22 protein-coding genes and 2 tRNA genes are annotated in these 26,036 nt (G+C 58.2%); 22 read left to right on the top strand and 2 right to left on the bottom strand.

Annotated elements, in window-relative coordinates; all coding sequences use genetic code 11:
• Nucleotides 1-76 precede the first annotated feature (76 nt).
• A complete protein-coding gene (gene fur / locus C4J89_RS22610; protein ID WP_003194220.1) occupies nt 77-481 on the top strand; it encodes a ferric iron uptake transcriptional regulator in 405 nt (134 codons plus the stop codon).
• An 86-nt stretch (nt 482-567) separates the two neighbouring features.
• Here the strand turns inward: fur and recN are convergent, their stop codons facing one another.
• Nucleotides 568-2,241: a DNA repair protein RecN gene (gene recN, locus C4J89_RS22605; protein ID WP_124415618.1), complete on the bottom strand. Its 1,674-nt coding sequence runs from the start codon at nt 2,239-2,241 to the stop codon at nt 568-570.
• Nucleotides 2,242-2,495: 254 nt separating this feature from the next.
• On the opposite strand from recN, the gene grpE reads away from it, so the two are divergent.
• The 8 genes from grpE to C4J89_RS22565 all read left to right on the top strand — a co-directional run bounded on the left by grpE (nt 2,496) and on the right by C4J89_RS22565 (nt 12,964).
• On the top strand, nt 2,496-3,056 hold the full coding sequence (gene grpE, locus C4J89_RS22600) for a nucleotide exchange factor GrpE (RefSeq protein WP_124415617.1): 561 nt from the start codon (nt 2,496-2,498) through the stop codon (nt 3,054-3,056).
• Nucleotides 3,057-3,158: 102 nt separating this feature from the next.
• Nucleotides 3,159-5,075, top strand: a complete 1,917-nt coding sequence (gene dnaK / locus C4J89_RS22595) for a molecular chaperone DnaK (protein ID WP_124415616.1) — start codon at nt 3,159-3,161, stop codon at nt 5,073-5,075.
• Between the two features lie 318 nt (nt 5,076-5,393).
• Nucleotides 5,394-6,518: a molecular chaperone DnaJ gene (gene dnaJ / locus C4J89_RS22590; protein WP_124364447.1), complete on the top strand. Its 1,125-nt coding sequence runs from the start codon at nt 5,394-5,396 to the stop codon at nt 6,516-6,518.
• A gap of 10 nt (nt 6,519-6,528) precedes the next feature.
• The gene (dapB, locus tag C4J89_RS22585; protein ID WP_053137815.1) at nt 6,529-7,335 is read left to right on the top strand and encodes a 4-hydroxy-tetrahydrodipicolinate reductase; all 807 of its coding nucleotides are present in this window, start codon (nt 6,529-6,531) and stop codon (nt 7,333-7,335) included.
• Between the two features lie 259 nt (nt 7,336-7,594).
• Nucleotides 7,595-8,731 carry a glutamine-hydrolyzing carbamoyl-phosphate synthase small subunit gene (gene carA, locus C4J89_RS22580; protein WP_124415615.1) on the top strand — a complete coding sequence of 379 codons (1,137 nt, stop codon included), beginning with the start codon at nt 7,595-7,597 and terminating at the stop codon, nt 8,729-8,731.
• A gap of 105 nt (nt 8,732-8,836) precedes the next feature.
• A complete protein-coding gene (carB, locus tag C4J89_RS22575; RefSeq protein ID WP_124364444.1) occupies nt 8,837-12,058 on the top strand; it encodes a carbamoyl-phosphate synthase large subunit in 3,222 nt (1,073 codons plus the stop codon).
• A complete protein-coding gene (gene greA, locus C4J89_RS22570; RefSeq protein ID WP_124364443.1) occupies nt 12,055-12,531 on the top strand; it encodes a transcription elongation factor GreA in 477 nt (158 codons plus the stop codon). Before carB ends, greA begins: the two co-directional genes overlap by 4 nt.
• Nucleotides 12,532-12,559: 28 nt before the next feature.
• Nucleotides 12,560-12,964: an MFS transporter gene (locus C4J89_RS22565; protein ID WP_124364442.1), complete on the top strand. Its 405-nt coding sequence runs from the start codon at nt 12,560-12,562 to the stop codon at nt 12,962-12,964.
• 9 nt (nt 12,965-12,973) lie between these two features.
• On the opposite strand, the gene C4J89_RS22560 is transcribed toward C4J89_RS22565, so the two are convergent.
• Nucleotides 12,974-13,282 carry a YhbY family RNA-binding protein gene (locus tag C4J89_RS22560; RefSeq protein WP_124364441.1) on the bottom strand — a complete coding sequence of 103 codons (309 nt, stop codon included), beginning with the start codon at nt 13,280-13,282 and terminating at the stop codon, nt 12,974-12,976.
• Between the two features lie 105 nt (nt 13,283-13,387).
• Here C4J89_RS22560 and rlmE point away from each other — a divergent pair, with 105 nt between their 5' ends.
• The 13 genes from rlmE (at nt 13,388) to truB (ending at nt 26,001) form a co-directional block, all read left to right on the top strand.
• Nucleotides 13,388-14,038, top strand: coding sequence for a 23S rRNA (uridine(2552)-2'-O)-methyltransferase RlmE (gene rlmE, locus C4J89_RS22555; RefSeq protein WP_032862906.1), 651 nt, complete (start codon nt 13,388-13,390; stop codon nt 14,036-14,038).
• Between the two features lie 200 nt (nt 14,039-14,238).
• Nucleotides 14,239-16,149, top strand: a complete 1,911-nt coding sequence (gene ftsH, locus C4J89_RS22550; protein ID WP_124364440.1) for an ATP-dependent zinc metalloprotease FtsH — start codon at nt 14,239-14,241, stop codon at nt 16,147-16,149.
• Between the two features lie 8 nt (nt 16,150-16,157).
• A complete protein-coding gene (gene folP / locus C4J89_RS22545) occupies nt 16,158-17,009 on the top strand; it encodes a dihydropteroate synthase (protein ID WP_124364439.1) in 852 nt (283 codons plus the stop codon).
• Nucleotides 17,010-17,025: 16 nt separating this feature from the next.
• On the top strand, nt 17,026-18,363 hold the full coding sequence (glmM, locus tag C4J89_RS22540) for a phosphoglucosamine mutase (protein WP_124368380.1): 1,338 nt from the start codon (nt 17,026-17,028) through the stop codon (nt 18,361-18,363).
• A gap of 66 nt (nt 18,364-18,429) precedes the next feature.
• Complete coding sequence (gene tpiA, locus C4J89_RS22535; protein WP_043051841.1) at nt 18,430-19,185, top strand: triose-phosphate isomerase; 756 nt, start codon at nt 18,430-18,432, stop codon at nt 19,183-19,185.
• A gap of 4 nt (nt 19,186-19,189) precedes the next feature.
• Complete coding sequence (gene secG, locus C4J89_RS22530) at nt 19,190-19,573, top strand: preprotein translocase subunit SecG (RefSeq protein ID WP_010206600.1); 384 nt, start codon at nt 19,190-19,192, stop codon at nt 19,571-19,573.
• 21 nt (nt 19,574-19,594) lie between these two features.
• A tRNA-Leu gene (locus C4J89_RS22525) sits at nt 19,595-19,680 on the top strand.
• 96 nt (nt 19,681-19,776) lie between these two features.
• A tRNA-Met gene (locus C4J89_RS22520) sits at nt 19,777-19,853 on the top strand.
• 140 nt (nt 19,854-19,993) lie between these two features.
• Nucleotides 19,994-20,452 carry a ribosome maturation factor RimP gene (gene rimP / locus C4J89_RS22515; RefSeq protein ID WP_164484568.1) on the top strand — a complete coding sequence of 153 codons (459 nt, stop codon included), beginning with the start codon at nt 19,994-19,996 and terminating at the stop codon, nt 20,450-20,452.
• Between the two features lie 47 nt (nt 20,453-20,499).
• Complete coding sequence (gene nusA / locus C4J89_RS22510) at nt 20,500-21,981, top strand: transcription termination factor NusA (RefSeq protein WP_057725019.1); 1,482 nt, start codon at nt 20,500-20,502, stop codon at nt 21,979-21,981.
• 27 nt (nt 21,982-22,008) lie between these two features.
• A complete protein-coding gene (gene infB / locus C4J89_RS22505; RefSeq protein ID WP_124364436.1) occupies nt 22,009-24,525 on the top strand; it encodes a translation initiation factor IF-2 in 2,517 nt (838 codons plus the stop codon).
• A 159-nt stretch (nt 24,526-24,684) separates the two neighbouring features.
• Complete coding sequence (gene rbfA / locus C4J89_RS22500; protein ID WP_003176137.1) at nt 24,685-25,080, top strand: 30S ribosome-binding factor RbfA; 396 nt, start codon at nt 24,685-24,687, stop codon at nt 25,078-25,080.
• Nucleotides 25,081-25,083: 3 nt separating this feature from the next.
• The gene (gene truB, locus C4J89_RS22495; RefSeq protein ID WP_027605370.1) at nt 25,084-26,001 is read left to right on the top strand and encodes a tRNA pseudouridine(55) synthase TruB; all 918 of its coding nucleotides are present in this window, start codon (nt 25,084-25,086) and stop codon (nt 25,999-26,001) included.
• Nucleotides 26,002-26,036 lie beyond the last annotated feature (35 nt).

The following is a 26,036-nucleotide window of genomic DNA, read 5'->3' as shown; positions in this document are numbered from 1 at the left end:
TGGCTGGGACAACGTAAACGCCGATCATACCCGTATTAAGAGAAGCTGCGAAGCAGCATCCGCGAGAAAGCTAACCATGGTTGAAAATAGCGAACTACGCAAAGCCGGTCTCAAAGTGACTCTGCCCCGAGTCAAGATTCTACAAATGCTCGATTCTGCTGAGCAGCGCCACATGAGTGCCGAGGACGTTTACAAGGCGCTGATGGAGTCTAATGAAGACGTCGGCCTGGCCACGGTTTACCGTGTCCTGACCCAGTTTGAAGCCGCAGGGCTGGTGGTTCGTCATAATTTCGACGGCGGTCATGCAGTGTTTGAGTTGGCCGACGGCGGGCATCACGACCATATGGTTGACCTGGATACCAATGAGGTAATCGAGTTCACCAGCCCTGAGATCGAAGCGCTGCAGCATAAGATCGCTGAGGAGCATGGCTTCGATTTGGTCGACCATAATCTGGTGCTGTACATCCGTAAGAAAAAGTAAAAATCGACGCAGAGTTGCTCTGCGAAACGATTGAAGGCGACCCTAGGGTCGCCTTCGTGCTTTATATAAGAAGCAAAATGCTCGCCTCAAGCCTTCGCGGCGACGACCATTTTCTTCGCATGAGCCAGAGACTCCTTGGTCAAATCAATACCGCCAAGCATCCGCGCCACTTCTTCCACGCGCTCCGACTTGTTCAGTTTGGACACGGCCGTGCGCGTCGCGTCGCTGCCTCGCACCTTATGCACGAACAAATGCTGATGCCCTTGGGCTGCCACTTGCGGTAAGTGGGTCACCGTAAGCACCTGGCCTCGATCCCCCAGGCGTCGCAACAACTGGCCAACAATCTCTGCAGTCGGCCCGCCAATGCCTACGTCCACTTCATCGAACACCAGTGTCGGTACGCGCGAGGTTTGCGCGGTGATGACCTGGATGGCCAGGCTGATCCGTGAAAGCTCGCCGCCGGAGGCGACCTTTGCCAGGGCTTTGAGCGGTTGCCCCGGGTTGGCGCTGACCAGCAACTCCACCTGTTCCAGGCCATGGGGTTGCAGCTCATTGCTGGTGTTGGCGTTCAACTGGATGGTGAAACGGCCACCGGGCATGCCCAGGCGCTGGATTTCCTGTTCCACGGCACCGGCCAGGCGGGTGGCGGCCTGCTGGCGAAGGTCGCTCAGCTCGCGAGCCTTTTCCTGGTAATGGCGAGCGAAGGAGGCGAGTTCTTCGCCGAGGCGTTCAATGGACTCGTCGTTCGCGTTCAGGGTTTCGATTTCATCCAGCAGTTTTTGCTGCATCGCCGCCACTTCGGTTGGCTGGATTCGATGCTTGCGCGCCAGGGTGTAGATGGTGTCCAGGCGCTCTTCTATTTCCTGCAGGCGCGCCGGGTCGGCATCGAAATGATCCAGAAAGCGATTCAGCTCGCCGACCGCTTCCTCCACCTGGATCTGCGCACTGGTCAACAATGTGGTGGCTTCACTCAGTGAGCTGGATGCGTTATTCACGCTGGACAGCCGATTGAGGCTCGCCGTCAGTGCGTTAAGCACATTGCCGGAATCGCTTTCGCTGCATTGCTCGATCACCTGGCGACAGATACCCAGCAGTGTTTCGGCGTTGGTCAGGTTCTTGTGTTCCTGCTCAAGCTGCTCCAGTTCGGTCTCGCCCAGGCCCAGGCTTTCCAGCTCTTCGAGTTGATAGCTGAGCAGTTGGTGGCGAGCGCGTTGCTCGTCGCCGGAATTGGAAAGGCGTTCCAGTTCCTGGCGCGTCTGCCGCCAGCGTTGAGCGGCCAGGTGAACCTGACGGGCAAGTTCGGTGGCGCCGGCGTACTCGTCGAGCAAGCGGCGATGGGTGTCGGTTTTAAGCAGGGATTGGTGCTCATGCTGGCTGTGAATATCGATCAGCAATTCGCCCAGGGCTTTGAGGTCGCCAAGAGGGCAGGGCGTACCATTGATGTAACCGCGTGAGCGTCCTTCGGCGGTGATCACCCGGCGCAGAATGCACGGCCCTTCATTATTGAGGTCGCGCTCGGCCAGCCAGGCCTCGGCTTCGGGAATGTCCACCAGGTCGAAGGTGGCCAGAATATCGGCCTTGTCGGCGCCGGGGCGCACCACGCCGCTGTCGGCGCGGTCGCCGAGTGTCAGGCCCAGGGCGTCGAGCATGATCGACTTGCCGGCGCCGGTCTCGCCTGTGATTACACTCATGCCGCGATCCAGTTCGAGATCCAGATGTTCAACGATGGCGTAGTTATGTACGGACAGGTGCACGAGCATGAAGGTCGCTCCCAGGCTTTAGGTCTGGTTATTTATACAGTGTTTTGTTCTGGGCTGACAATCCTGACGCTTAGCTCGATTTCCTTGATCGATGTGATTTTTTAGCGCGATTAGGAATGTAGAGGCAGGAAATGATCCAAGTCATGCGAAAGACTTTTGGTAACGCCTGCGCCCTTGAACCTGAAAATTGTGGCCCCATATACCGGAACAGAAGCGCGAGTTGAGTTCGCGCATGATTTTGAAAGGAGAAATCTATGGCTGACGAACAGACGCAGGATACGCAAACGCCAGACGCCAATTCGGCTGCCGGTGATGAACTGGGAGCTCGTGTGCAAGTGCTCGAAGAGCAGCTGGCCGCAGCGCAGGATCAGTCGTTGCGTGTTGCCGCCGATCTGCAGAACGTCCGCCGTCGTGCCGAGCAGGACGTAGAAAAGGCTCACAAATTCGCGTTGGAAAAATTCGCCAACGACCTGCTGCCGATTATTGACAGCCTGGAGCGTGGCCTTGAATTGTCCAACCCGGACGACGAAAACATTCGCCCTATGCGCGAAGGGATCGAACTGACCCTGAAAATGTTCCAGGACACCCTGAAGCGTTATCAGCTGGAAGCCATCGATCCGCAAGGCGGTGAGCCGTTCAACGCGGAGCACCACCAGGCAATGGCGATGCAGGAAAGTCATGACCTCGAGCCTAACAGCGTATTGAAAGTGTTCCAGAAGGGTTACTTGCTCAATGGCCGCTTGTTGCGCCCGGCGATGGTCGTGGTGAGCAAGGCGCCTGCACCCGTTTCGCCTTCTATTGATGAGCAGGCTTGAAATCCGCCGCAAGGCCCCCATTTATAAGTCAAGCGTTTAAGTGCTACCGCAGTTAGCCACAACTGCTGCGGCATCCAAATTCAAGTTTCGGGAGAGTGAATCATGGGCAAAATTATCGGTATCGACCTGGGGACCACCAACTCGTGCGTCTCGGTCATGGAAAACGGCAAAGCCAAGGTTATCGAAAACGCTGAAGGCGCGCGTACCACGCCGTCGATCATCGCTTACGCCAACGACGGCGAGATCCTGGTCGGTCAGTCGGCCAAGCGTCAGGCTGTTACCAACCCGCACAACACTCTGTACGCGGTAAAACGTCTGATCGGTCGTAAATTCGACGAAGAAGTCGTACAGAAAGATATCAAGATGGTGCCTTACAAAATCGCCAAGGCTGACAACGGTGACGCCTGGGTTGAAGTAAATGGCAACAAGATGTCTGCGCCGCAGATCTCGGCTGAAGTCTTGAAAAAGATGAAGAAGACTGCCGAAGACTACCTGGGTGAAACCGTGACCGAAGCGGTGATCACCGTTCCGGCCTACTTCAACGACAGCCAGCGCCAGGCGACCAAAGACGCCGGCCGCATCGCGGGCCTGGACGTAAAACGTATCATCAACGAACCTACCGCAGCTGCCCTGGCTTACGGTATGGACAAGGCCAAAGGCGACCACACTGTGATCGTTTATGACCTGGGTGGCGGTACGTTCGACGTTTCGGTCATCGAAATCGCTGAAGTTGACGGCGAGCACCAGTTCGAAGTGTTGGCCACCAACGGCGACACCTTCCTGGGTGGTGAAGACTTCGACATCCGTCTGATCGACTACCTCGTTGACGAATTCAAGAAAGAAAGCGGTATGAACCTCAAGGGTGACCCGCTGGCGATGCAGCGCCTGAAAGAAGCTGCTGAGAAAGCCAAGATCGAACTGTCGTCGAGCATGTCCACCGACGTGAACCTGCCGTACATCACCGCAGACGCTACCGGCCCTAAACACTTGAACGTGAAGATCTCTCGCGCCAAGTTGGAAGCGCTGGTTGAAGACTTGGTTCAGCGCACCATCGAACCTTGCCGCATTGCGCTGAAAGACGCCGGTATCGACGTTGGTTCCATCAACGACGTGATCCTGGTCGGTGGCCAGACGCGTATGCCGCTGGTACAGCAGAAAGTCACCGAGTTCTTCGGTAAAGAAGCACGTAAAGACGTGAACCCGGACGAAGCGGTTGCCATGGGTGCTGCCATCCAGGGCGCGGTATTGGCCGGTGACGTGAAAGACGTGCTGCTGCTGGACGTCAGCCCGCTGACCCTGGGTATCGAAACCATGGGTGGCGTGATGACTGCGCTGATCGAGAAAAACACCACGATTCCTACCAAGAAATCCCAGGTGTTCTCGACTGCCGATGACAACCAGGGCGCCGTGACCATTCACGTGCTGCAAGGCGAGCGTAAGCAAGCTGCGCAGAACAAATCCCTGGGTAAATTCGACCTGGCCGAGATTCCACCAGCTCCACGTGGTGTGCCGCAGATCGAAGTAACCTTCGACATCGACGCCAACGGTATTCTGCACGTTGGTGCGAAAGACAAGGCTACCGGCAAAGAGCAGAAGATCACCATCAAGGCCAACTCCGGTCTGTCTGATGAAGAAATTCAACAGATGATTCGTGATGCTGAAGCCAACGCCGATGCGGATGCCAAGTTTGCTGAGCTGGCTGGCGCCCGTAACCAGGGTGATGCGCTGGTTCACTCGACGCGCAAAATGGTCGCTGACGCTGGCGACAAAGTGACCGCTGAAGAGAAAGCTGCAATCGAAGCTGCCGTGGTTGCCCTGGAAGCCGCTATCAAAGGCGACGACAAGGCCGCTATCGAAGCCAAGGTTGAGGAGCTGTCGAAGGTGTCCGCGCCAGTGGCTCAGAAAATGTACGCCGAGCAAGGCCAGTCGGCCGAGGGTGCTGCACAACAAGCAGAGCCTGAAGCCAAGCACGACGATGTGGTCGATGCCGAGTTCGAAGAAGTCAAAGACCAGAAGTAACTTGGTCGCCCGGTTGACCGCTCACAAGCGGTGACTGGTAGGATGTCGCCGCGCGGGAGCTTGCTCCCGCGTTGGCGTGTCTGGGGTATGCAAATTTTTACAGTATGCGACAGCGTTCGGATGCTGGCGGTGTGATCGGGAATGCTCCTGCTTTCCGAGCAGTAAATGCCGCGTTTTTAGTCGGGTGGCCGGCTAAAGAGTAGTAATGACCAGGATCGTTGAATTGACGTGAGTTGGGTCCGGGCCTGCATTGGGGCTCAACGAGTTTGGCGAGGCTCAGGAGGGTCTGGCTGAACGTCCTTAAGAGTGCAAAGACTTATGGCAAAGCGTGACTATTACGAAGTATTGGGTGTGGAGCGTGGCTGCGCCGACGCGGACCTGAAAAAGGCTTACCGCCGCCTGGCAATGAAGCACCACCCGGACCGTAATCCGGATAGCAAAGAATCCGAAGAAATGTTCAAAGAGGCCAATGAGGCCTACGAATGTCTGTCTGATCCGAACAAGCGTGCAGCCTACGACCAGTATGGGCATGCCGGTGTCGACCCAAGCATGGGCGGCGGCGGTGCCGGTTTTGGTGGGCAGAACTTCTCCGATATTTTCGGCGATGTGTTCAGTGATTTCTTCGGCGGTGGCCGTGGCGGCCAGCGTGGCGGTGCCCAGCGTGGCAGCGACTTGCGCTACACCTTGGAGCTGAACCTGGAAGAGGCCGTGCGCGGCACCAGCGTCAATATCCGTGTACCGACGCTGGTCAACTGCAAGCCGTGCGACGGTTCGGGTGCAAAGAAAGGCTCTTCGCCCATCACCTGCCCGACATGCGGTGGCATCGGTCAGGTGCGTATGCAGCAGGGCTTCTTCTCGGTGCAGCAAACCTGCCCGCGCTGCCATGGCCAGGGCAAGATCATCTCCGATCCGTGCGACTCCTGCCATGGCGAAGGCCGTGTCGAAGAGTACAAGACGCTGTCGGTGAAGGTGCCGGCGGGCGTGGATACCGGCGACCGCATTCGTCTGTCGGGCGAGGGGGAGGCGGGTGCCCAGGGTGGGCCCACGGGCGACCTGTACGTGGTCATCAATGTGCGCGAGCACTCGATCTTCCAGCGCGATGGCAAGCATCTGTTCTGTGAAGTGCCGATCAGCTTTGTGGATGCGGCCCTGGGTGGCGAGCTGGAAATTCCGACCCTCGATGGGCGGGTCAAGCTCAAGATCCCTGAGGGCACGCAGACCGGCAAGCAGTTCCGCATCCGTGGCAAAGGCGTTGCGCCAGTGCGCGGTGGTGGGGCGGGCGACTTGATGTGTCGTGTGGCGGTAGAAACGCCCGTCAATTTGAATCGCCGTCAGCGCGAGCTGCTTGAAGAGTTCCGCAGTTCGTTAGCGGGTGATGACTCCCACTCGCCAAAAACCACGGGCTTTTTCGATGGCGTGAAGCGCTTCTTCGGCGATCTGTAAGGAATTGAGTATGCGACGTATAGCCGTAATGGGCGCTGCCGGGCGCATGGGCAAGACGCTGGTCGAAGCGGTGCAGCAGCGCTCGCCGGCGTCCGGGCTGACCGCGGCGATCGTTCGCCCGGGCAGCACGTTGATCGGTGCGGATGCCGGTGAGTTGGCCTCGCTGGGCCGTATCGGCGTTTCGTTGTCCGGCAACCTGGAGCAGGTGGCTGACGAGTTCGACGTATTGATCGATTTCACGCTGCCGGAGGTGATGCTGAAAAACTTGGCGTTCTGTCGTAAGGCAGGCAAGGCGATGGTCATCGGTACCACCGGTTTGACGGCTGAGCAGAAGCAATTGCTGGTAGAGGCGGGCAAGGATATCCCTGTGGTCTTCGCTGCGAACTTCAGCGTGGGGGTGAACCTTTCCCTCAAGTTGCTGGACATGGCCGCTCGCGTATTGGGTGATGAGGCGGATATCGAGATTATCGAAACCCATCATCGTCACAAGATCGATGCCCCGTCCGGGACTGCTTTGCGCATGGGCGAGGCTATCGCCGATGCATTGGGGCGTGACCTGTCGAAAGTGGCGGTGTATGGCCGCGAGGGGCACACCGGTGCCCGCGCGCGCGACACCATTGGGTTTGCGACAGTGCGCGGTGGTGATGTGGTGGGTGATCACACTGTGCTGTTCGCCACTGAGGGCGAGCGCCTTGAGATCACGCACAAGGCGTCCAGCCGCATGACGTTCGCCAAGGGTGCGGTACGTGCTGCGCTTTGGCTGGAGGGGCGCGAGCCTGGGCTGTACGACATGCGCGACGTGCTCGACCTGCACTAATCAGTAGCTTAAACAGGGCCTCAAGCTTATGCTTAGGCCCCGTTTTTACCCGCTAGGCGACGCCCTGTCGCATTCTCCTGCCTTTAAGGCTCATTAGCGGTGGACCCAAAAAGCCTTTTTCTGTAAGCTACAGCTTTAGTGTGTCCACTAAAAGCGCGCAGAATTATTCGGTGAAGAAGCGGGGTGACGTGTCCATACGTCACTCCGCTTTTTTACAACCTGCGATCGCCCTTTCAGGCTTTATTTACGGGAGGTCTTCTTGACTAAGCCAGCCATACTCGCCCTTGCTGATGGCAGCATTTTTCGCGGCGAAGCCATTGGAGCCGACGGTCAAACCGTTGGAGAGGTGGTGTTTAACACTGCCATGACCGGCTATCAGGAAATCCTTACCGATCCTTCCTACGCCCAACAGATCGTCACCCTGACCTATCCGCACATCGGCAACACCGGTACTACACCGGAAGACGTCGAGTCTGATCGTGTCTGGTCGGCAGGTCTGGTGATTCGTGACCTGCCTCTGGTGGCGAGCAACTGGCGTAACACGATGTCGCTGTCCGATTACCTGAAAGCCAACAACGTGGTGGCGATCGCCGGTATCGATACGCGCCGCCTCACGCGCATCCTGCGTGAAAAAGGCTCGCAGAATGGCTGCATCATGGTCGGTGACAATATTTCCGAAGAGGCGGCGATTGCCGCGGCGCAAGGGTTCCCTGGCCTGAAGGGCATGGACCTGGCGAAAGTCGTCAGCGTCAAAGAGCAGTACGAATGGCGCTCCACTGTTTGGGACCTGAAGACCGACAGTCACGCGACCATCGACGCGGCCGAGCTTCCATACCATGTGGTTGCCTACGACTACGGCGTCAAATACAACATCCTGCGCATGCTGGTTGCACGGGGCTGCCGCGTAACCGTGGTGCCTGCACAAACCCCGGCCAGTGAAGTGCTCGCCCTGCAGCCGGACGGTGTGTTCCTGTCCAACGGCCCAGGCGACCCCGAGCCATGCGACTACGCCATCCAGGCGATCAAGGAAGTGCTGGAAACCGAGATCCCGGTATTCGGCATCTGCCTGGGCCACCAGTTGCTGGCCCTGGCTTCCGGCGCCAAGACCCTGAAAATGGGGCACGGCCACCACGGCGCCAACCACCCGGTGCAAGACCTGGATACTGGCGTTGTAATGATCACCAGCCAGAACCACGGTTTTGCGGTGGATGAAGCGACCTTGCCGGCTAACGTGCGCGCCATTCACAAGTCGCTGTTCGACGGCTCCCTGCAAGGCATCGAGCGCACCGACAAGAGCGCGTTCAGCTTCCAGGGCCACCCTGAAGCCAGCCCGGGCCCGAACGACGTAGCGCCGCTGTTCGACCGTTTCATCAATGAGATGGCCAAGCGACGCTGACTGAGCGGCGTGCGGGCGGCCCCTGACTTCGGTGGCCCCCGCAGGCTCTTCAAGGATTGTTCAAGACGGCTTGCCGACTGACCTGCGGATTTGAGTGACAAACCCATGCCAAAACGTACAGACATAAAAAGCATCCTGATTCTCGGCGCTGGCCCGATCGTGATCGGCCAGGCCTGCGAATTCGACTACTCCGGCGCCCAGGCCTGTAAAGCCCTGCGCGAGGAGGGCTACCGCGTCATCCTGGTGAACTCCAACCCGGCCACCATCATGACCGACCCGGCCATGGCCGACGCCACCTACATCGAACCGATCAAATGGCAGACCGTGGCCAAGATCATCGAGAAAGAGCGTCCGGACGCGCTGTTGCCGACCATGGGCGGCCAGACTGCACTGAACTGCGCCCTGGACCTGGAGCGCGAAGGCGTCCTGGAAAAGTTCGGCGTAGAGATGATCGGTGCCAACGCCGACACCATCGACAAGGCTGAAGACCGTTCGCGTTTCGACAAGGCGATGAAGTCCATCGGCCTTGATTGCCCGCGCTCCGGTATCGCCCACAGCATGGAAGAGGCCAACGCTGTTCTCGAAAAGCTCGGCTTTCCGTGCATTATCCGTCCGTCCTTCACCATGGGCGGCACCGGTGGCGGCATTGCCTACAACCGTGAAGAGTTCGAAGAAATCTGCGCTCGTGGCCTGGACCTGTCGCCGACCAAAGAGCTGCTGATCGACGAATCCCTGATCGGCTGGAAAGAATACGAGATGGAGGTTGTCCGCGATAAGAAGGACAACTGCATCATCGTCTGCTCCATCGAAAACTTCGACCCGATGGGCGTGCATACCGGTGACTCGATCACCGTGGCTCCAGCGCAGACCTTGACGGACAAGGAATACCAGATCATGCGTAACGCCTCGTTGGCGGTATTGCGTGAGATCGGCGTTGAAACCGGTGGTTCCAACGTTCAGTTCGGCATCTGCCCGGACACAGGCCGCATGGTCGTGATCGAGATGAACCCGCGTGTATCGCGCTCGTCGGCGCTGGCCTCGAAAGCGACCGGTTTCCCGATTGCGCGTATCGCTGCCAAGCTGGCGATCGGTTACACCCTGGACGAGCTGCAAAACGAAATCACGGGCGGCGCCATGCCGGCCTCTTTCGAGCCGTCTATCGACTACGTTGTGACCAAGCTGCCGCGCTTTGCCTTCGAAAAATTCCCCAAGGCTGATGCGCGCCTGACCACCCAGATGAAGTCTGTCGGTGAAGTCATGGCAATCGGCCGCACGTTCCAGGAATCCCTGCAGAAAGCCCTGCGCGGCCTGGAAGTCGGTGTTTGCGGCCTGGACGAAAAGCTCGACCTGAGCAACCCGGAAAGCATGAGCATCCTCAAGCGCGAGCTGACCGTGCCGGGCGCCGAGCGTATCTGGTACGTGGCTGACGCTTTCCGCGCCGGCCTGAGCGTCGAAGATATCTTCGGCATGAACATGATCGACCCGTGGTTCCTGGTGCAGATCGAAGACCTGATCAAGGAAGAAGAGAAGGTCAAGACCCTCGGTCTTTCGTCGATCGACCGCGACCTGATGTTCCGCCTCAAGCGCAAAGGCTTCTCCGACCAACGCCTGGCCAAGCTGCTGGGTGTGACCGAGAAGAACCTGCGTACCCATCGCCACAAGCTGGATATCTTCCCGGTCTACAAGCGCGTTGACACCTGCGCAGCCGAGTTCGCCACCGACACGGCGTACATGTACTCCACCTATGAGGAAGAGTGCGAAGCCGCGCCGTCGGACCGCGACAAGATCATCATCCTCGGTGGTGGTCCGAACCGTATCGGCCAGGGCATCGAGTTCGACTATTGCTGCGTACACGCCGCCCTTGCACTGCGCGAAGACGGGTACGAGACCATCATGGTCAACTGCAACCCGGAAACTGTTTCCACTGACTACGACACTTCCGACCGCCTGTATTTCGAGCCGGTAACACTGGAAGACGTATTGGAAATCTGCCGCGTCGAGAAGCCAAAAGGCGTAATCGTCCAGTACGGCGGGCAAACCCCGTTGAAACTGGCGCGTGCCCTGGAAGCGGCTGGCGTGCCGATCATCGGTACCAGCCCGGACGCCATCGACCGAGCTGAAGACCGCGAGCGCTTCCAGCAAATGGTCGAGCGCCTGAACCTGCGCCAGCCGCCGAACGCCACCGTGCGCAGCGAAGACGAAGCCATCCGCGCAGCCAGCAAGATCGGCTACCCGCTGGTGGTGCGTCCGTCCTACGTACTGGGCGGCCGTGCCATGGAGATCGTCTACGAAGAAGACGAACTCAAGCGCTACCTGCGTGACGCGGTGAAAGTGTCCAACGACAGCCCTGTGCTGCTCGACCACTTCCTCAACTGCGCCATCGAAATGGACGTAGATGCGGTTTGTGACGGCACTGATGTGGTGATCGGCGCGATCATGCAGCACATTGAACAGGCTGGCGTTCATTCCGGTGACTCCGCCTGCTCGCTGCCGCCTTACTCGTTGCCTGCGCATATCCAGGACGAGATGCGCGAACAGGTCAAGAAAATGGCCCTGGAACTGGGTGTGGTCGGCCTGATGAACGTACAGTTGGCGCTGCAAGGCGAAGACATCTACGTCATCGAAGTCAACCCGCGCGCTTCGCGTACCGTGCCGTTCGTTTCCAAGTGTATCGGTGTTTCCCTGGCTATGATCGCTGCCCGCGTAATGGCCGGTAAGACATTGAAGGAAATCGGCTTCACCAAGGAAATCATTCCGAACTTCTACAGCGTGAAAGAGGCGGTGTTCCCATTCGCCAAGTTCCCTGGCGTGGACCCGATCCTCGGCCCAGAGATGAAGTCCACCGGTGAAGTGATGGGCGTGGGTGACACCTTCGGCGAAGCGTTCGCCAAGGCTCAGATGGGCGCCAGCGAAGTGCTGCCGACCGGCGGTACTGCGTTCATCAGCGTGCGTGATGACGACAAGCCACTGGTTGCGGGTGTAGCCCGTGATCTGATCAACTTGGGCTTTGAAGTCGTGGCTACCGCCGGGACCGCCAAGCTGATCGAGGCTGCCGGCCTGAAAGTGCGCCGCGTGAACAAGGTGACCGAAGGCCGTCCGCACGTGGTCGACATGATCAAGAATGACGAAGTCACGCTGATCATCAACACCACCGAAGGTCGCCAGTCGATCGCCGACTCCTACTCCATTCGCCGTAATGCCTTGCAGCACAAGATCTACTGCACCACCACCATTGCTGCAGGCGAAGCCATCTGCGAAGCGCTCAAGTTCGGTCCGGAAAAGACCGTGCGTCGCTTGCAGGATCTACACGCAGGATTGAAGGCATGATCAAATATCCAATGACCGTCCAGGGCGCCAAGGCCCTGGAAGAGGAGCACGCCCACCTGACCAAGGTCGTACGTCCAAAGCTGAGCCAGGACATCGGTACGGCCCGCGAACTGGGTGACTTGAAGGAAAACGCCGAATATCACGCTGCTCGCGAGCAGCAGGGTATGGTCGAGGCGCGGATCCGTGACATCGAAGGCCGCATGCAGAATGCGGTGATCATCGACGTCACGACCATCCCGCACACCGGCAAGGTGATTTTCGGCACCACGGTGGAAATCGCCAACGTCGAGACGGATGAGCGCGTTGTCTACCAAATCGTGGGCGAAGACGAGGCTGACTTCAAACTCGGCAAGATCTCTGTTGGTTCGCCGCTGGCCCGCGCCCTGATCGCCAAGGAAGAAGGCGACGTGGTTGCCGTAAAAACGCCGAGCGGCGTGATCGAGTACGAGATTGTCGAAGTTCGTCACATCTGAAGGACGGCGCCCGCTTCGTGCGGGCGCCATGCTGTGGCAACTTTCCCAGATGCTTTGGGTGGGTGGCCTATGGTTGTTGCATATTGGCGTGTTGCCGGCGCTGGGTTTAATAGGCCTGGCACCCTTGCTGATCGATGAGATCGACGGCTTGCTGACTACGTTGCTGGTGAGTTTTGCCGCAGCATGCGTGACGCTCCAGGCGTTGGTGCTGGTCAAGGCTGAAGGCTTGGGGAGTTTGTGGCGGGATATTCGCGGCCAACTGCTGTTGATGGCACTGTATGCGTGCGCAATGTATTGCATTGTGCATGTGTGGCTGCCGCAAGCGTTGCGCTGGCAGTTGTTCAGCTATCTTGTGCTAGGGTTTTCTGGCTTGGTGCTGGCGATACAGCCTGCGCCGGGATGGAGTGGCGGGGCGCGCGAAGCACGCCCTTGACCCTTGTCATCATTTGAAGCGATGAACGTTCGACAATTGCTTGTTGACGTTGAAGTTCTTGCGATGCAGCAGCGCCATCTTGCCGATAACCTGAACCAGGTCCGCTTTGCCAACCTTGCACAGTTCTGCAATGGCGGCCAGGCGCGCTTCGCGATCAAGGATGTTGACCTTGATCTTGATCAGTTCATGATCATTGAGTGCGCGTTCGAACTCGGCTAACACACCTTCAGTCAAACCGTTGTCTGCCACAATCAGAACTGGTTTCAAATGGTGGCCAATGGATTTGTACTGTTTCTTCTGCTCTTGAGTGAGCGGCATAATCTGACCCCTGCGTCTGATCTTGTAAAAAGCGGCGGCCAGTTTACCCGAGCGAGTCCGGGACCGCCCAGTTAATCACGACCCGTTTTATTTTCGAGGTGGCCCGTGGCCCGTTCCAAAACCAGCCTTAAGTGGCTACAAGAACATTTCAACGATCCTTACGTCAAAAAGGCGCAGAAGGACGGCTACCGTTCCCGGGCCAGTTACAAGCTGCTGGAGATCCAGGACAAGGACAAACTGATCCGGCCTGGCATGAGCGTTATCGACTTGGGGGCTGCTCCCGGTGGCTGGTCCCAGGTGACCAGTCGTCTGATTGGTGGGCAGGGCCGCTTGATCGCTTCCGACATCCTGGAAATGGACAGCATCCCGGATGTGACCTTTGTTCATGGGGACTTCACTCAGGACGCCGTGCTCGCGCAGATCCTCGAGGCCGTCGGAAATTCGCAGGTAGACCTTGTGATTTCCGACATGGCCCCCAATATGAGTGGATTACCGGCTGTTGATATGCCGCGCGCCATGTTCCTGTGCGAATTGGCACTGGATCTGGCTGGACGGGTGTTGCGTCCGGGTGGTGATTTTCTGGTCAAGGTCTTCCAGGGCGAAGGGTTTGACGAGTACCACAAGAACATCCGCAAGCTGTTTGACAAGGTTCAAACGCGTAAACCTGACTCTTCCCGGGACAGGTCCCGTGAGCAATACCTGCTCTGCCGCGGCTTTCGCGGTGTGGAAGGCGCGGCGAGCGAAGAGCGTTTTTGAGGAATTCGAGGAGGGCGATAGGTTTTTTTATGTCGCTTTCGTCACGAAGCTTTACGAATATTGTGTAGTTAAAGTTTCACAAAGGGTTACAGACGGCGCCTGCCAGTGGTGTAGGTAATGTAGTAAGTTAGGCCGGTGAATATCATGCGAAGCGCGCGCCAGTAGCGGAGCTTGCTTCAGAGGGTAGTTAATTGAACGATATGGCAAAGAATCTGATCCTGTGGTTGATCATCGCGGCTGTCCTGGTGACAGTGATGAACAACTTCTCCAGCCCTAACGAGCCGCAGACCCTCAACTATTCCGACTTCATCCAGCAAGTTAAGGATGGAAAGGTCGAGCGCGTAGCGGTTGATGGCTATGTGATTACCGGCAAGCGTGTCGATGGCGACAGCTTCAAGACCATTCGTCCGGCCATTCAGGACAACGGTCTGATCGGCGACTTGGTAGACAACAAGGTCGTCGTGGAAGGCAAGCAGCCTGAGCAGCAGAGCATCTGGACCCAGCTCCTGGTAGCCAGCTTCCCGATCCTGGTGATTATCGCCGTGTTCATGTTCTTCATGCGCCAGATGCAAGGTGGTGCGGGAGGCAAGGGCGGGCCGATGAGCTTCGGCAAGAGCAAGGCACGCCTGCTCTCGGAAGACCAGGTTAAAACGACCCTGGCGGATGTCGCCGGTTGCGACGAAGCCAAGGAAGAAGTGGGCGAACTGGTCGAGTTCCTGCGCGATCCGGGCAAGTTCCAGCGCCTGGGCGGGCGTATTCCTCGCGGCGTGCTGATGGTCGGCCCGCCGGGTACCGGTAAAACCTTGCTGGCCAAGGCGATTGCCGGCGAAGCCAAGGTGCCGTTCTTCACCATTTCCGGTTCTGACTTTGTCGAGATGTTCGTCGGCGTCGGTGCCAGCCGTGTTCGCGATATGTTCGAACAGGCCAAAAAGCACGCGCCATGCATCATCTTCATTGACGAAATCGACGCTGTTGGTCGCCACCGTGGCGCCGGCATGGGCGGCGGTCATGACGAACGTGAGCAGACCCTCAACCAGTTGCTGGTGGAGATGGATGGTTTCGAGATGAATGACGGCATTATCGTCATCGCCGCAACCAACCGTCCGGACGTATTGGACCCTGCGCTGCTGCGTCCAGGCCGTTTCGACCGTCAGGTGGTCGTGGGCTTGCCGGATATCCGTGGTCGCGAGCAGATCCTTAAAGTCCACATGCGCAAAGTGCCGATGGGCGACGACGTGGCTCCGGGCGTGATTGCCCGTGGTACGCCAGGCTTCTCCGGTGCCGACCTTGCCAACCTGGTGAACGAGGCTTCGTTGTTCGCGGCCCGCACCGGCAAGCGCATCGTTGAAATGAAAGAGTTCGAGTTGGCCAAGGACAAGATCATGATGGGCGCTGAGCGCAAATCCATGGTCATGTCCGAGAAAGAAAAACAGAACACCGCCTATCACGAGGCAGGTCACGCCATTGTTGGCCGCGTTGTGCCTGAGCATGACCCGGTCTACAAGGTGTCGATCATTCCACGCGGTCGTGCGTTGGGTGTGACGATGTTCCTGCCGGAAGAGGATCGTTACAGCCTCTCCAAGCGCGCCCTGATCAGCCAGATCTGCTCGCTGTACGGCGGTCGAATTGCGGAAGAAATGACCCTGGGCTTCGACGGGGTGACTACCGGCGCTTCCAACGACATCATGCGTGCCAGCCAGATCGCACGGAACATGGTGACCAAGTGGGGCTTGTCGGAAAAACTCGGTCCATTGATGTATGCCGAGGAAGAAGGCGAGGTATTCCTGGGACGTGGCGGTGGCGGTCAAAGCGCCAGTTTCTCGGGTGAGACAGCCAAGCTGATCGACTCCGAGGTGCGCAGCATCATTGACCAGTGCTACGGCACGGCCAGGCAGATCCTCACCGACAATCGCGACAAGCTGGACGCGATGGCAGATGCGCTGATGAAGTACGAGACCATTGATGCCGATCAGATCGACGACATCATGGCCGGTCGTACACCTCGGGAGCCGCGCGATTGGGAAGGTGGTTCGGGTACCTCGGGCACTCCGCCAGTGGTGCAGAATGAGCGTCCTGAAGCCCCGATCGGCGGCCCTGCAGCTGACCACTAAGGTTTGAAATGATTTTCGCGTCGTCCTCCACCCGGTTGCCTTGCGGCAACCGGGTTCTTGATTTGGCCCATACACATGTCATGGGCATTCTTAACGTCACTCCAGACTCGTTTTCCGATGGTGGCCGCTTCAGCCAGCAGGATGCCGCGCTGCGTCATGCCGAGGCGATGGTGGCTGCCGGTGCAACGTTGATCGATGTCGGCGGCGAGTCGACTCGGCCTGGGGCTCGCGCTGTTTCTCCTGTGGAGGAACTGGAACGGGTGGCGCCGATTGTCGAGCGCATCGCCCGTGAGCTGGATGTGATCATCTCCGTGGATACATCAACGCCGGCAGTGATGCGTGAGACTGCGCGCCTGGGGGCGGGGCTCATCAATGATGTGCGTGCGTTGCGGCGTGACGGTGCTCTCGACGCCGCTGCGGCGACTGGACTGCCTGTGTGTCTGATGCATATGCTGGGCGAGCCCGGCAATATGCAGGATAATCCGCACTACGAGGATCTGGTGGGCGAAGTCAGTGGTTTTCTTGCCGACAGGGTCGCTCAATGTGCCCGCGTGGGCATTGGTCCTGAAAAGATCATCCTTGATCCGGGGTTTGGCTTCGCCAAGACCCTGCAACATAATTTAAGCCTGTTCAAACATATGGAAGCCCTGCATGCCCTCGGTCGGCCCCTGTTGGTCGGCGTTTCGCGCAAGAGCATGATAGGGCAGGCCTTGAATCGCCCGGTGGGTGAGCGCTTGTTTGGCGGCCTCGCGCTGGCTGCGCTTGCCGTGACCAAGGGCGCTCGTATTTTGCGTGTGCATGACGTTGCCGAGACGGTGGACGTGGTGCGCATGATCGCCGCTGTAGAATCAGCCGAATAAGAATGATGGAGCACTCATGACTAAAAAATATTTTGGCACCGACGGTATCCGTGGTCGGGTCGGTGAATACCCGATTACACCGGATTTCATGCTCAAGCTGGGTTGGGCGGCAGGTATGGCGTTCCGCAGCATGGGCGCGTGCCGCATCCTGGTTGGCAAGGACACGCGTATTTCGGGCTACATGTTTGAATCCGCGCTGGAGGCCGGGTTGTCCGCTGCCGGCGCCGATGTAATGCTGCTGGGCCCTATGCCGACGCCGGCGATCGCCTACCTGACGCGTACCTTTCACGCTGAAGCCGGTATCGTGATCAGTGCTTCGCACAACCCCCATGATGACAATGGCATCAAGTTTTTCTCGGGGCAGGGCACTAAACTGCCGGACGAGATCGAGCTGATGATCGAAGAGCTGCTGGATGCTCCGATGACGGTGGTGGAGTCCAGCAAGCTGGGCAAAGTGTCGCGCATCAATGATGCCTCCGGCCGCTACATCGAGTTCTGTAAGAGCAGCGTTCCGAGCAGCACCAGTTTTGCCGGGCTTAAGATTGTCGTCGATTGCGCCCATGGCGCGACCTACAAAGTGGCGCCGAGCGTATTCAAGGAACTCGGTGCGCAGGTCACCGTGCTGTCGGCCCAGCCTAACGGGTTGAACATCAACGACAACTGCGGCTCCACGCACATGGAGCAGTTGCAGGCGGCCGTTCTGGCTGAGCATGCGGACCTGGGCATTGCATTCGATGGCGATGGCGACCGCGTGCTGATGGTGGATCACACCGGCATGATCGTGGATGGCGATGATCTGCTGTTCATCATTGCCCGAGACTTGCATGAGCGAAACAAGCTGCAGGGCGGTGTCGTTGGCACCCTGATGAGTAATCTCGGGCTTGAGTTGGCATTGGCGGAGCTGGGCATTCCGTTCATTCGGGCCAATGTCGGTGATCGTTATGTGATCGCCGAGCTGCTGGAGCGCAACTGGCTGGTGGGCGGCGAGAATTCGGGTCACGTGGTGTGCTTCCAGCACACCACGACGGGCGACGCTATTATCGCTGCGCTGCAAGTGCTTCTGGCCTTGCGTCGCCGTCAGGAAAGCCTGGCCCAAGCGCGACAGGCGCTGCGCAAGTGTCCGCAGGTACTGCTCAACGTACGTTTCGCCGGTGGCGCAAACCCGATCGAGCACCCTTCTGTCAAAGAAGCGTGCGAGCGCGTGACCCAGGCGATGGCTGGGCGTGGGCGTGTGTTATTGCGCAAGTCCGGCACAGAGCCTCTGGTGCGGGTGATGGTCGAGGGCGAGGACGAAACACAGGTTCGCGGCCATGCCGAAGACCTGGCAAAACTGGTAACTGAAGTTTGCGCCTGAATTCGGCTTGCCAGTGGTGATGTGGTTGGGTAACATCTGCGCCCACTTTGACCGACGGGGTACAGCATGCGTCGCACTATGGTAGCTGGTAACTGGAAGATGCACGGTACCCGCGCCAGTGTCGCTGAGCTGATCAATGGCCTTCGTCACTTGGCCTTGCCTGGCGGTGTTGATGTCGCGGTGTTCCCGCCTTGCTTGCATATCAACCAAGTGGTTGATGGCTTGAAGGGTAAGTCGATTCAGGTCGGCGCGCAGAATTCTGCGGTGGAGCCCATGCAAGGTGCGTTGACCGGTGAGATTTCGCCGAGTCAGCTGGTTGATGCGGGTTGTTCCTATGTGCTTGTCGGGCACTCCGAGCGTCGTCAGATGATGGGCGAGCGTGATGGGACCCTCAACCGCAAGTTCGCAGCAGCACAGGCTTGTGGCTTGATTCCAGTGTTGTGCATTGGGGAAACCCTTGAGCAGCGTGAGTCGGGCAAGACACTTGAAGTTGTCTCGCGTCAGCTGGGCAGCATCATCGAAGAGCTGGGTGTCGGTGCGTTTGCAAAAGCGGTCATTGCTTACGAGCCGGTCTGGGCCATTGGCACCGGGCTGACTGCTACACCGCAACAGGCGCAGGATGTGCACGCAGCCATCCGCGCGCAGTTGGCGGCAGAGAATTCTGAAGTCGCACAAGGTGTGCGTCTTCTATACGGCGGCAGCGTGAAGGCGGCCAATGCGGTCGAACTGTTCGGCATGCCGGATATCGATGGGGGGCTCATTGGTGGAGCTTCCCTGAATGCAGATGAGTTCGGTGCGATCTGTCGCGCCGCGGGAAACTGAAAAAATGCTGGAAACAGTCGTAGTCGTTTTTCATCTGTTGGCTGCCCTGGGCGTAGTTGCCCTGGTTTTGTTGCAACAGGGCAAAGGTGCGGATGCTGGTGCGTCTTTCGGTGCAGGTGCTTCAAATACTGTATTCGGAAGCCAAGGTTCCTCTACCTTTCTTAGTAAGTTTACTGCTATACTTGCCGCCGGTTTCTTCATAACCAGCTTAGGGTTAGGTTACTTTGCTAAAGAGAAAGCTCATGTGCTGACTCAAGTAGGTTTGCCAAACCCAGCGGTGTTGGAAGTACCAAAAGCAAAACCGGCTTCTGATGATGTCCCGGTGCTTCAAGAGCAAAAGTCGGCTACTCCAGCGACTGACGTGCCTCCAGCTCAAGAGCAGAAGTAAGAAGGTTGTAAACGCTGTATTGCCGAGGTGGTGGAATTGGTAGACACGCAACCTTGAGGTGGTTGTGCCCATAGGGTGTAGGGGTTCGAGTCCCCTTCTCGGTACCAATTATCAGGAGAGCCCGCTGTTGCGGGCTTTCTTGTAGGTGGAAGGTTACATTGACCCTGTAAGGGATCGGTCGTATACTTCCGCCCCAGCTTTGTCGCGGGGTGGAGCAGTCTGGTAGCTCGTCGGGCTCATAACCCGAAGGTCGTCGGTTCAAATCCGGCCCCCGCAACCAGTTTTAGCGGAGCCCCTTTTAAGGGGCTTTTTGTTAGCTGGACACTTTCAACGCCGCTGTTCGACGGCGTTTCAAGGATGGGCGTTTCGCCCATTTTTTTATTTTGCACAGCATGCACATACATGCACGAGGGGGTTCAGGTGTCGAGCAAGCTAGAAGAGTTGCAGGCCTTGCTGGCCCCGGTGGTCGTGGCCCTAGGCTATGAATGCTGGGGTATTGAGTTTTCGGCTCAAGGTCGCCACTCAATGTTGCGCGTTTATATCGATAAAGAGGGCGGCGTGCTGGTGGACGATTGTGCCATTGTCAGCCGTCAGATCAGCGGTGTCCTGGATGTTGAAGATCCAATCGCCGTTGAATACACCCTTGAAGTTTCCTCGCCAGGCATGGAACGCCCACTGTTCACTATTGAGCAGTTTGCAAAATTTGCCGGTGAACAAGTGAAGATCAAGCTGCGCTCCCCCTTCGAAGGGCGACGCAACTTTCAGGGCCTTCTGCGCGGTGTAGAAGAGCAGGATGTCGTGGTGCAGGTAGAAGACCATGAGTTCCTGTTGCCGATCGATATGATCGACAAGGCCAACATTATTCCCAGTTTTGGCTGAGACGCGGATCCCGCGGATCCAATGGCTTGCGAAAGGCGAGGCGTACGATGAGCAAAGAAGTACTGCTGGTTGTTGAGTCGGTATCCAATGAAAAGGGCGTACCGGCAAACGTGATTTTTGAAGCGCTGGAGTTGGCCCTGGCCACTGCTACCAAAAAGCGTTTTGAAGATGAAGTTGATCTGCGTGTGGAAATCAACCGCCACACCGGTGCCTATGAGACTTTCCGTCGCTGGACGGTCGTCGAAGAAGCCGATCTTGATGATCCGGCGATTGAAACCTGGCCGAGCAAGGTTGCGCAAACGCACCCTGGCGCCAACGTCGGTGATGTCGTCGAAGAGAAGATCGAATCGATCGAGTTCGGCCGTATCGCTGCACAGACCGCCAAGCAGGTCATCGTGCAGAAGGTTCGCGAAGCCGAGCGTGCTCAAGTCGTCGACGCCTATCGCGAGCGCCTGGGTGAAATCATCTCCGGCACCGTGAAAAAAGTCACCCGCGACAACGTGATCGTCGACCTGGGCAACAACGCTGAAGCGTTGCTGGCCCGTGAAGACATCATCTCTCGCGAAACCTTCCGTGTCGGCGTGCGCTTGCGTGCGCTGCTCAAGGAAATCCGCACCGAGAACCGCGGCCCTCAGTTGATCCTGTCGCGTACCGCGCCGGAAATGCTGATCGAGCTGTTCCGTATCGAAGTGCCGGAAATTGCCGAAGGCCTGATCGAAGTCATGGCTGCGTCCCGCGACCCGGGTTCGCGCGCCAAGATCGCGGTCCGCTCCAAGGACAAACGTATCGACCCGCAGGGCGCTTGCATTGGTATGCGCGGTTCGCGCGTCCAGGCAGTGTCGGGTGAGTTGGGCGGTGAGCGTGTGGACATCGTCCTGTGGGACGATAACCCGGCGCAGTTCGTGATCAACGCCATGTCGCCAGCTGAAGTGGCGGCAATTATCGTTGACGAAGATGCCCATGCAATGGACATCGCCGTTGGCGCAGACAATCTGGCTCAGGCCATTGGTCGTGGTGGTCAGAACGTGCGTCTGGCCAGCCAACTGACCGGTTGGACCCTGAACGTGATGACCGAATCGGACATCCAGGCTAAGCAGCAAGCTGAAACCGGCGACATCCTGCGCAACTTTATCGAAGAGTTGGAAGTCGATGAAGACCTGGCTCAGGTGCTGGTAGATGAAGGCTTCACCAGCCTGGAAGAGATTGCCTACGTACCGTTGGAAGAAATGCTCAACATCGACGGCTTTGACGAAGACACCGTCAACGAGCTTCGCGCTCGGGCCAAGGATCGTTTGTTGACTAAAGCCATCGCTACTGAGGAAAAGCTGGCAGACGCCCATCCGGCCGAAGACCTGCTCTCGCTTGAGGGTATGGACAAGGATTTGGCGATGGAACTGGCGGTGCGCGGCGTAATTACCCGCGAAGACCTGGCCGAGCAGTCTATTGACGATCTGCTCGACATCGACGGCATTGACGAAGATCGTGCCGGCAAGTTGATCATGGCCGCCCGAGCCCATTGGTTCGAGTAATTAGGCGCGGCCTGAGGAGAGAAGTGCATGACGCAAGTCACGGTGAAACAACTGGCCGATGAGGTCAAAACACCGGTAGAGCGCCTGTTGCAGCAGATGCGTGAGGCAGGTCTGCCGCACACCGCCGCCGATGAAGGTGTGAGCGATAGTGAGAAGCAGTCTTTGCTGACTCACTTGAAGAGCAGCCACAAGGCGAAAGTGGAAGAACCGCGCAAGATTACATTGCAGCGCAAAACCACCAGCACCCTGCGTGTAGCGGGTAGCAAGAGCATCAGCGTTGAAGTACGCAAGAAGAAAGTCTTCGTACAGCGCAGCCCGGAAGAAATCGAAGCCGAGCGCAAACGCGAACTTGAAGAGCGTCGCGCAGTAGAAAATGCTGCTCGTCAGAAGGCTGAAGAAGAAGCCAAGCGTCGCGCCGAAGAAGAAGCGCGTCGCCAGCCTACTGCTGCGCAACCTGCTAACACTGACGCGGTTGCCGCGCCTGTTGAAGCTGTGCGTGAGGCCGCTCCGGTGGCTGCCGCACCTGCTCCTGCAGCAGACGCCCGCAAGCGCGACGAACCTCGTCGTCCGGACAAACCACGTGCCGACGATAACAATCGTCGCGGTGGTGGTGGCGATGGCGAGCGTAAAAACGCTCCACATCGTGCCTCGGTCAAAGAGAAAGCGCCTGCTCCACGCGTTGCCCCACGTACTACCGACGAAGAGAGCGATAGCTTCCGTCGCGGTGGTCGCGGCAAGGCCAAGCTGAAAAAACGCAACGCCCACGGTTTCCAGAGCCCAACCGGCCCTGTCGTGCGTGATGTGCAGATCGGCGAGACCATCACCGTTGGCGATCTCGCCAATCAGATGTCGGTCAAGGCTGCTGAAATCATCAAGTTCATGTTCAAACTGGGTACTCCAGCGACCATCAACCAGGTGCTTGATCAGGAAACTGCTCAGCTGGTAGCCGAAGAACTGGGCCACAAAGTGACCCTGGTCAGCGACACCGCCCTGGAAGATTCCCTGGCCGAGTCCCTGAAGTTTGAAGGCGAGACGTTCTCCCGCGCGCCAGTCGTGACCGTAATGGGCCACGTTGACCACGGTAAGACATCCCTGCTCGACTACATCCGTCGTGCCAAGGTAGCTGCTGGCGAAGCCGGTGGTATCACCCAGCACATCGGTGCGTACCACGTTGAAACCGAGCGCGGCATGGTCACCTTCCTCGACACCCCAGGTCACGCCGCGTTTACCGCAATGCGTGCCCGTGGTGCCAAGGCGACTGACATCGTGATCCTGGTCGTTGCAGCGGACGACGGCGTGATGCCGCAGACCATTGAAGCTGTCCAGCATGCCAAGGCCGCTGGCGTTCCACTGGTTGTTGCAGTGAACAAGATCGACAAGCCGGGCGCCGATCTCGATCGCATCCGTAGCGAACTGTCGGTTCACGGCGTGACGTCCGAAGAGTGGGGCGGTGATACGCCGTTCGTTTCGGTCTCGGCCAAAGTCGGTACTGGCGTGGACGAACTGCTCGAAGCAGTCCTGCTGCAGGCTGAAGTACTCGAACTGAAAGCAACTCCATCGGCTCCAGGCCGTGGTGTTGTGGTTGAATCGCGTCTCGACAAAGGTCGCGGCCCGGTTGCAACCGTCTTGGTTCAAGACGGTACCCTGCGCCAAGGCGACATGGTGTTGGTCGGTTCGAACTATGGCCGCGTGCGTGCCATGCTCGACGAGAACGGCAAGCCAATCAAGGAAGCCGGTCCTTCCATCCCTGTCGAGATCCTCGGCCTGGACGGTACCCCGGACGCTGGCGACGAGATGAGCGTGGTTGCCGACGAGAAGAAAGCCCGTGAAGTGGCTCTGTTCCGTCAAGGCAAGTTCCGCGAAGTCAAACTGGCTCGTGCTCACGCCGGCAAGCTGGAAAACATCTTCGAGAACATGGGCCAGGCAGAGAAGAAGACGCTTAACATCGTCCTCAAATCTGACGTACGCGGTTCCCTCGAAGCGTTGAACGGCGCCTTGAACGGCCTGGGTAACGACGAAGTGCAAGTGCGCGTTGTCGGTGGCGGTGTTGGTGGTATCACCGAATCCGACGCCAACCTGGCACTGGCTTCCAACGCTGTACTGTTCGGCTTCAACGTGCGTGCCGATGCTGGCGCTCGCAAGATCGTCGAGCAGGAAGGCTTGGACATGCGTTACTACAACGTCATCTACGACATCATCGAAGACGTCAAGAAAGCCCTTACCGGCATGCTTGGCAGCGACGTTCGGGAGAATATCCTGGGTGTTGCCGAGGTGCGTGACGTGTTCCGCTCGCCGAAATTCGGCGCGATCGCCGGTTGCATGGTTATTGAAGGTGTTGTGCACCGTAACCGTCCAATCCGTGTACTGCGTGAAGACATCGTTATCTTCGAAGGCGAGCTGGAATCCCTGCGCCGCTTCAAGGATGACGCTTCCGAAGTACGTGCCGGCATGGAGTGTGGTATCGGCGTCAAGAGCTACAACGACGTCAAGCCTGGCGACAAGATCGAAGTCTACGAGAAGGTCCAGGTTGCTCGCAGCCTCTAACTCGCGCACTTCCGGAGCCACGCCGCGTGTGGGCATGCAAATGCCCCGCGCAGCGTACGGACTCTAAACGCAACGCCCGGTCTGGCTTTTGTCAGGCCGGGCGTTTGCCGCTTTCAGACCCCACGGGTTTCACCGTGTGGCAGCAACAGGTAACAAGACATGGCAAAAGAATACAGCCGTACCCAACGTATCGGCGATCAGATGCAGCGTGAGCTGGCTCAACTGATCCGTCGCGAAGTCAAAGACCCGCGCGTTGGCCTGGTCACCATCACCGCCGTTGAAGTGAGCCGTGACGTGGGTCACGCCAAAATCTTCATTACCGTGATGGGCCAGGACAACAGCGAAGAAATCGCGCAAAGCATCAAGGTGCTCAACTCGGCCGCAGGTTTCCTGCGCATGCAGTTGGCCCGTGAAATGAAATTGCGCAGCGTTCCACAGTTGCACTTCCACTACGACGAAAGCGTCGTACGTGGCGCACATTTGTCGGCACTGATCGAGCGCGCCGTGGCTGAAGACAGCCAGCACCCGTCCACACCTGAAGACGCCAAGGAGTAAGCGGTGGCTCAGGTCAAACGTATCCGCCGTAACGTCAGTGGCATCATTCTGCTCGACAAGCCCATTGGCTTTACCTCCAATGCCGCGTTGCAGAAGGTTCGCTGGCTGCTCAATGCCGAAAAGGCCGGGCACACCGGTAGCCTCGACCCGCTGGCCACCGGCGTGTTGCCGTTGTGCTTTGGCGAGGCGACCAAGTTCTCGCAATACCTGCTCGATTCCGACAAGGGTTATGAAACCCTGATGCAACTGGGCAAGACCACCACCACGGCCGACGCCGAAGGTGATGTGTTGCAGGTTCGCGATGTGACCGTTGGTCGTGCCGATATTGAAGCCGCCTTACCCGCTTTCCGTGGGCAAATCAGCCAGATACCGCCTATGTACTCGGCTCTCAAGCGTGACGGGCAACCTCTTTACAAGCTGGCGCGTGCGGGCGAAGTGGTGGAGCGCGAACCGCGTTCTGTTACTATTGCCCGGCTGGAATTGCTCGCCTGTGAAGGTGACACCGCCCGATTGGCCGTGGACTGCAGCAAAGGCACCTATATCCGTACTCTGGTGGAAGATATTGGTGAGCAACTGGGCTGTGGCGCATACGTTGCCGAACTGCGACGTACACAGGCCGGCCCTTTCAGCCTGGCCCAGACGGTCACGCTGGAAGAGCTCGAAGCGGTACACGCCGAAGGCGGCAACGAAGCGGTAGATCGCTTCCTGATGCCCTCGGACAGCGGTTTGCTGGATTGGCCATTGCTGCACTTCTCGGAGCACAGCGCGTTCTACTGGCTCAACGGCCAGCCGGTACGCGCCCCGGATGCCCCGAAGTTCGGCATGGTGCGAGTACAGGATCATAACGGTCGCTTTATCGGTATCGGTGAAGTGAGCGAAGACGGGCGCATCGCGCCGCGTCGACTGATTCGGTCAGAATGACCGAACGAGGGTGGCTGTTAATAGGCATGGTCACT

Source organism: Pseudomonas sp. R4-35-07 (assembly GCF_003852235.1).
Lineage (GTDB): Bacteria > Pseudomonadota > Gammaproteobacteria > Pseudomonadales > Pseudomonadaceae > Aquipseudomonas.
Note: the sequence above shows the minus strand (reverse complement) of the source record. Positions and strands in the feature narration are given on the sequence as shown.

Coding starts and splice junctions, on each gene's coding strand:
- folP (WP_124364439.1), top strand. CDS start 16,158: ATGATTTTCGCGTCGTCCTCCACCCGGTTGCCTTGCGGCAACCGGGTT.
- C4J89_RS22560 (WP_124364441.1), bottom strand. CDS start 13,282: ATGCCGCTCACTCAAGAGCAGAAGAAACAGTACAAATCCATTGGCCAC.
- recN (WP_124415618.1), bottom strand. CDS start 2,241: ATGCTCGTGCACCTGTCCGTACATAACTACGCCATCGTTGAACATCTG.
- grpE (WP_124415617.1), top strand. CDS start 2,496: ATGGCTGACGAACAGACGCAGGATACGCAAACGCCAGACGCCAATTCG.
- dnaJ (WP_124364447.1), top strand. CDS start 5,394: ATGGCAAAGCGTGACTATTACGAAGTATTGGGTGTGGAGCGTGGCTGC.
- fur (WP_003194220.1), top strand. CDS start 77: ATGGTTGAAAATAGCGAACTACGCAAAGCCGGTCTCAAAGTGACTCTG.
- infB (WP_124364436.1), top strand. CDS start 22,009: ATGACGCAAGTCACGGTGAAACAACTGGCCGATGAGGTCAAAACACCG.
- glmM (WP_124368380.1), top strand. CDS start 17,026: ATGACTAAAAAATATTTTGGCACCGACGGTATCCGTGGTCGGGTCGGT.
- carB (WP_124364444.1), top strand. CDS start 8,837: ATGCCAAAACGTACAGACATAAAAAGCATCCTGATTCTCGGCGCTGGC.
- rbfA (WP_003176137.1), top strand. CDS start 24,685: ATGGCAAAAGAATACAGCCGTACCCAACGTATCGGCGATCAGATGCAG.
- greA (WP_124364443.1), top strand. CDS start 12,055: ATGATCAAATATCCAATGACCGTCCAGGGCGCCAAGGCCCTGGAAGAG.
- dapB (WP_053137815.1), top strand. CDS start 6,529: ATGCGACGTATAGCCGTAATGGGCGCTGCCGGGCGCATGGGCAAGACG.
- nusA (WP_057725019.1), top strand. CDS start 20,500: ATGAGCAAAGAAGTACTGCTGGTTGTTGAGTCGGTATCCAATGAAAAG.
- dnaK (WP_124415616.1), top strand. CDS start 3,159: ATGGGCAAAATTATCGGTATCGACCTGGGGACCACCAACTCGTGCGTC.
- tpiA (WP_043051841.1), top strand. CDS start 18,430: ATGCGTCGCACTATGGTAGCTGGTAACTGGAAGATGCACGGTACCCGC.
- C4J89_RS22565 (WP_124364442.1), top strand. CDS start 12,560: ATGCTGTGGCAACTTTCCCAGATGCTTTGGGTGGGTGGCCTATGGTTG.
- secG (WP_010206600.1), top strand. CDS start 19,190: ATGCTGGAAACAGTCGTAGTCGTTTTTCATCTGTTGGCTGCCCTGGGC.
- ftsH (WP_124364440.1), top strand. CDS start 14,239: ATGGCAAAGAATCTGATCCTGTGGTTGATCATCGCGGCTGTCCTGGTG.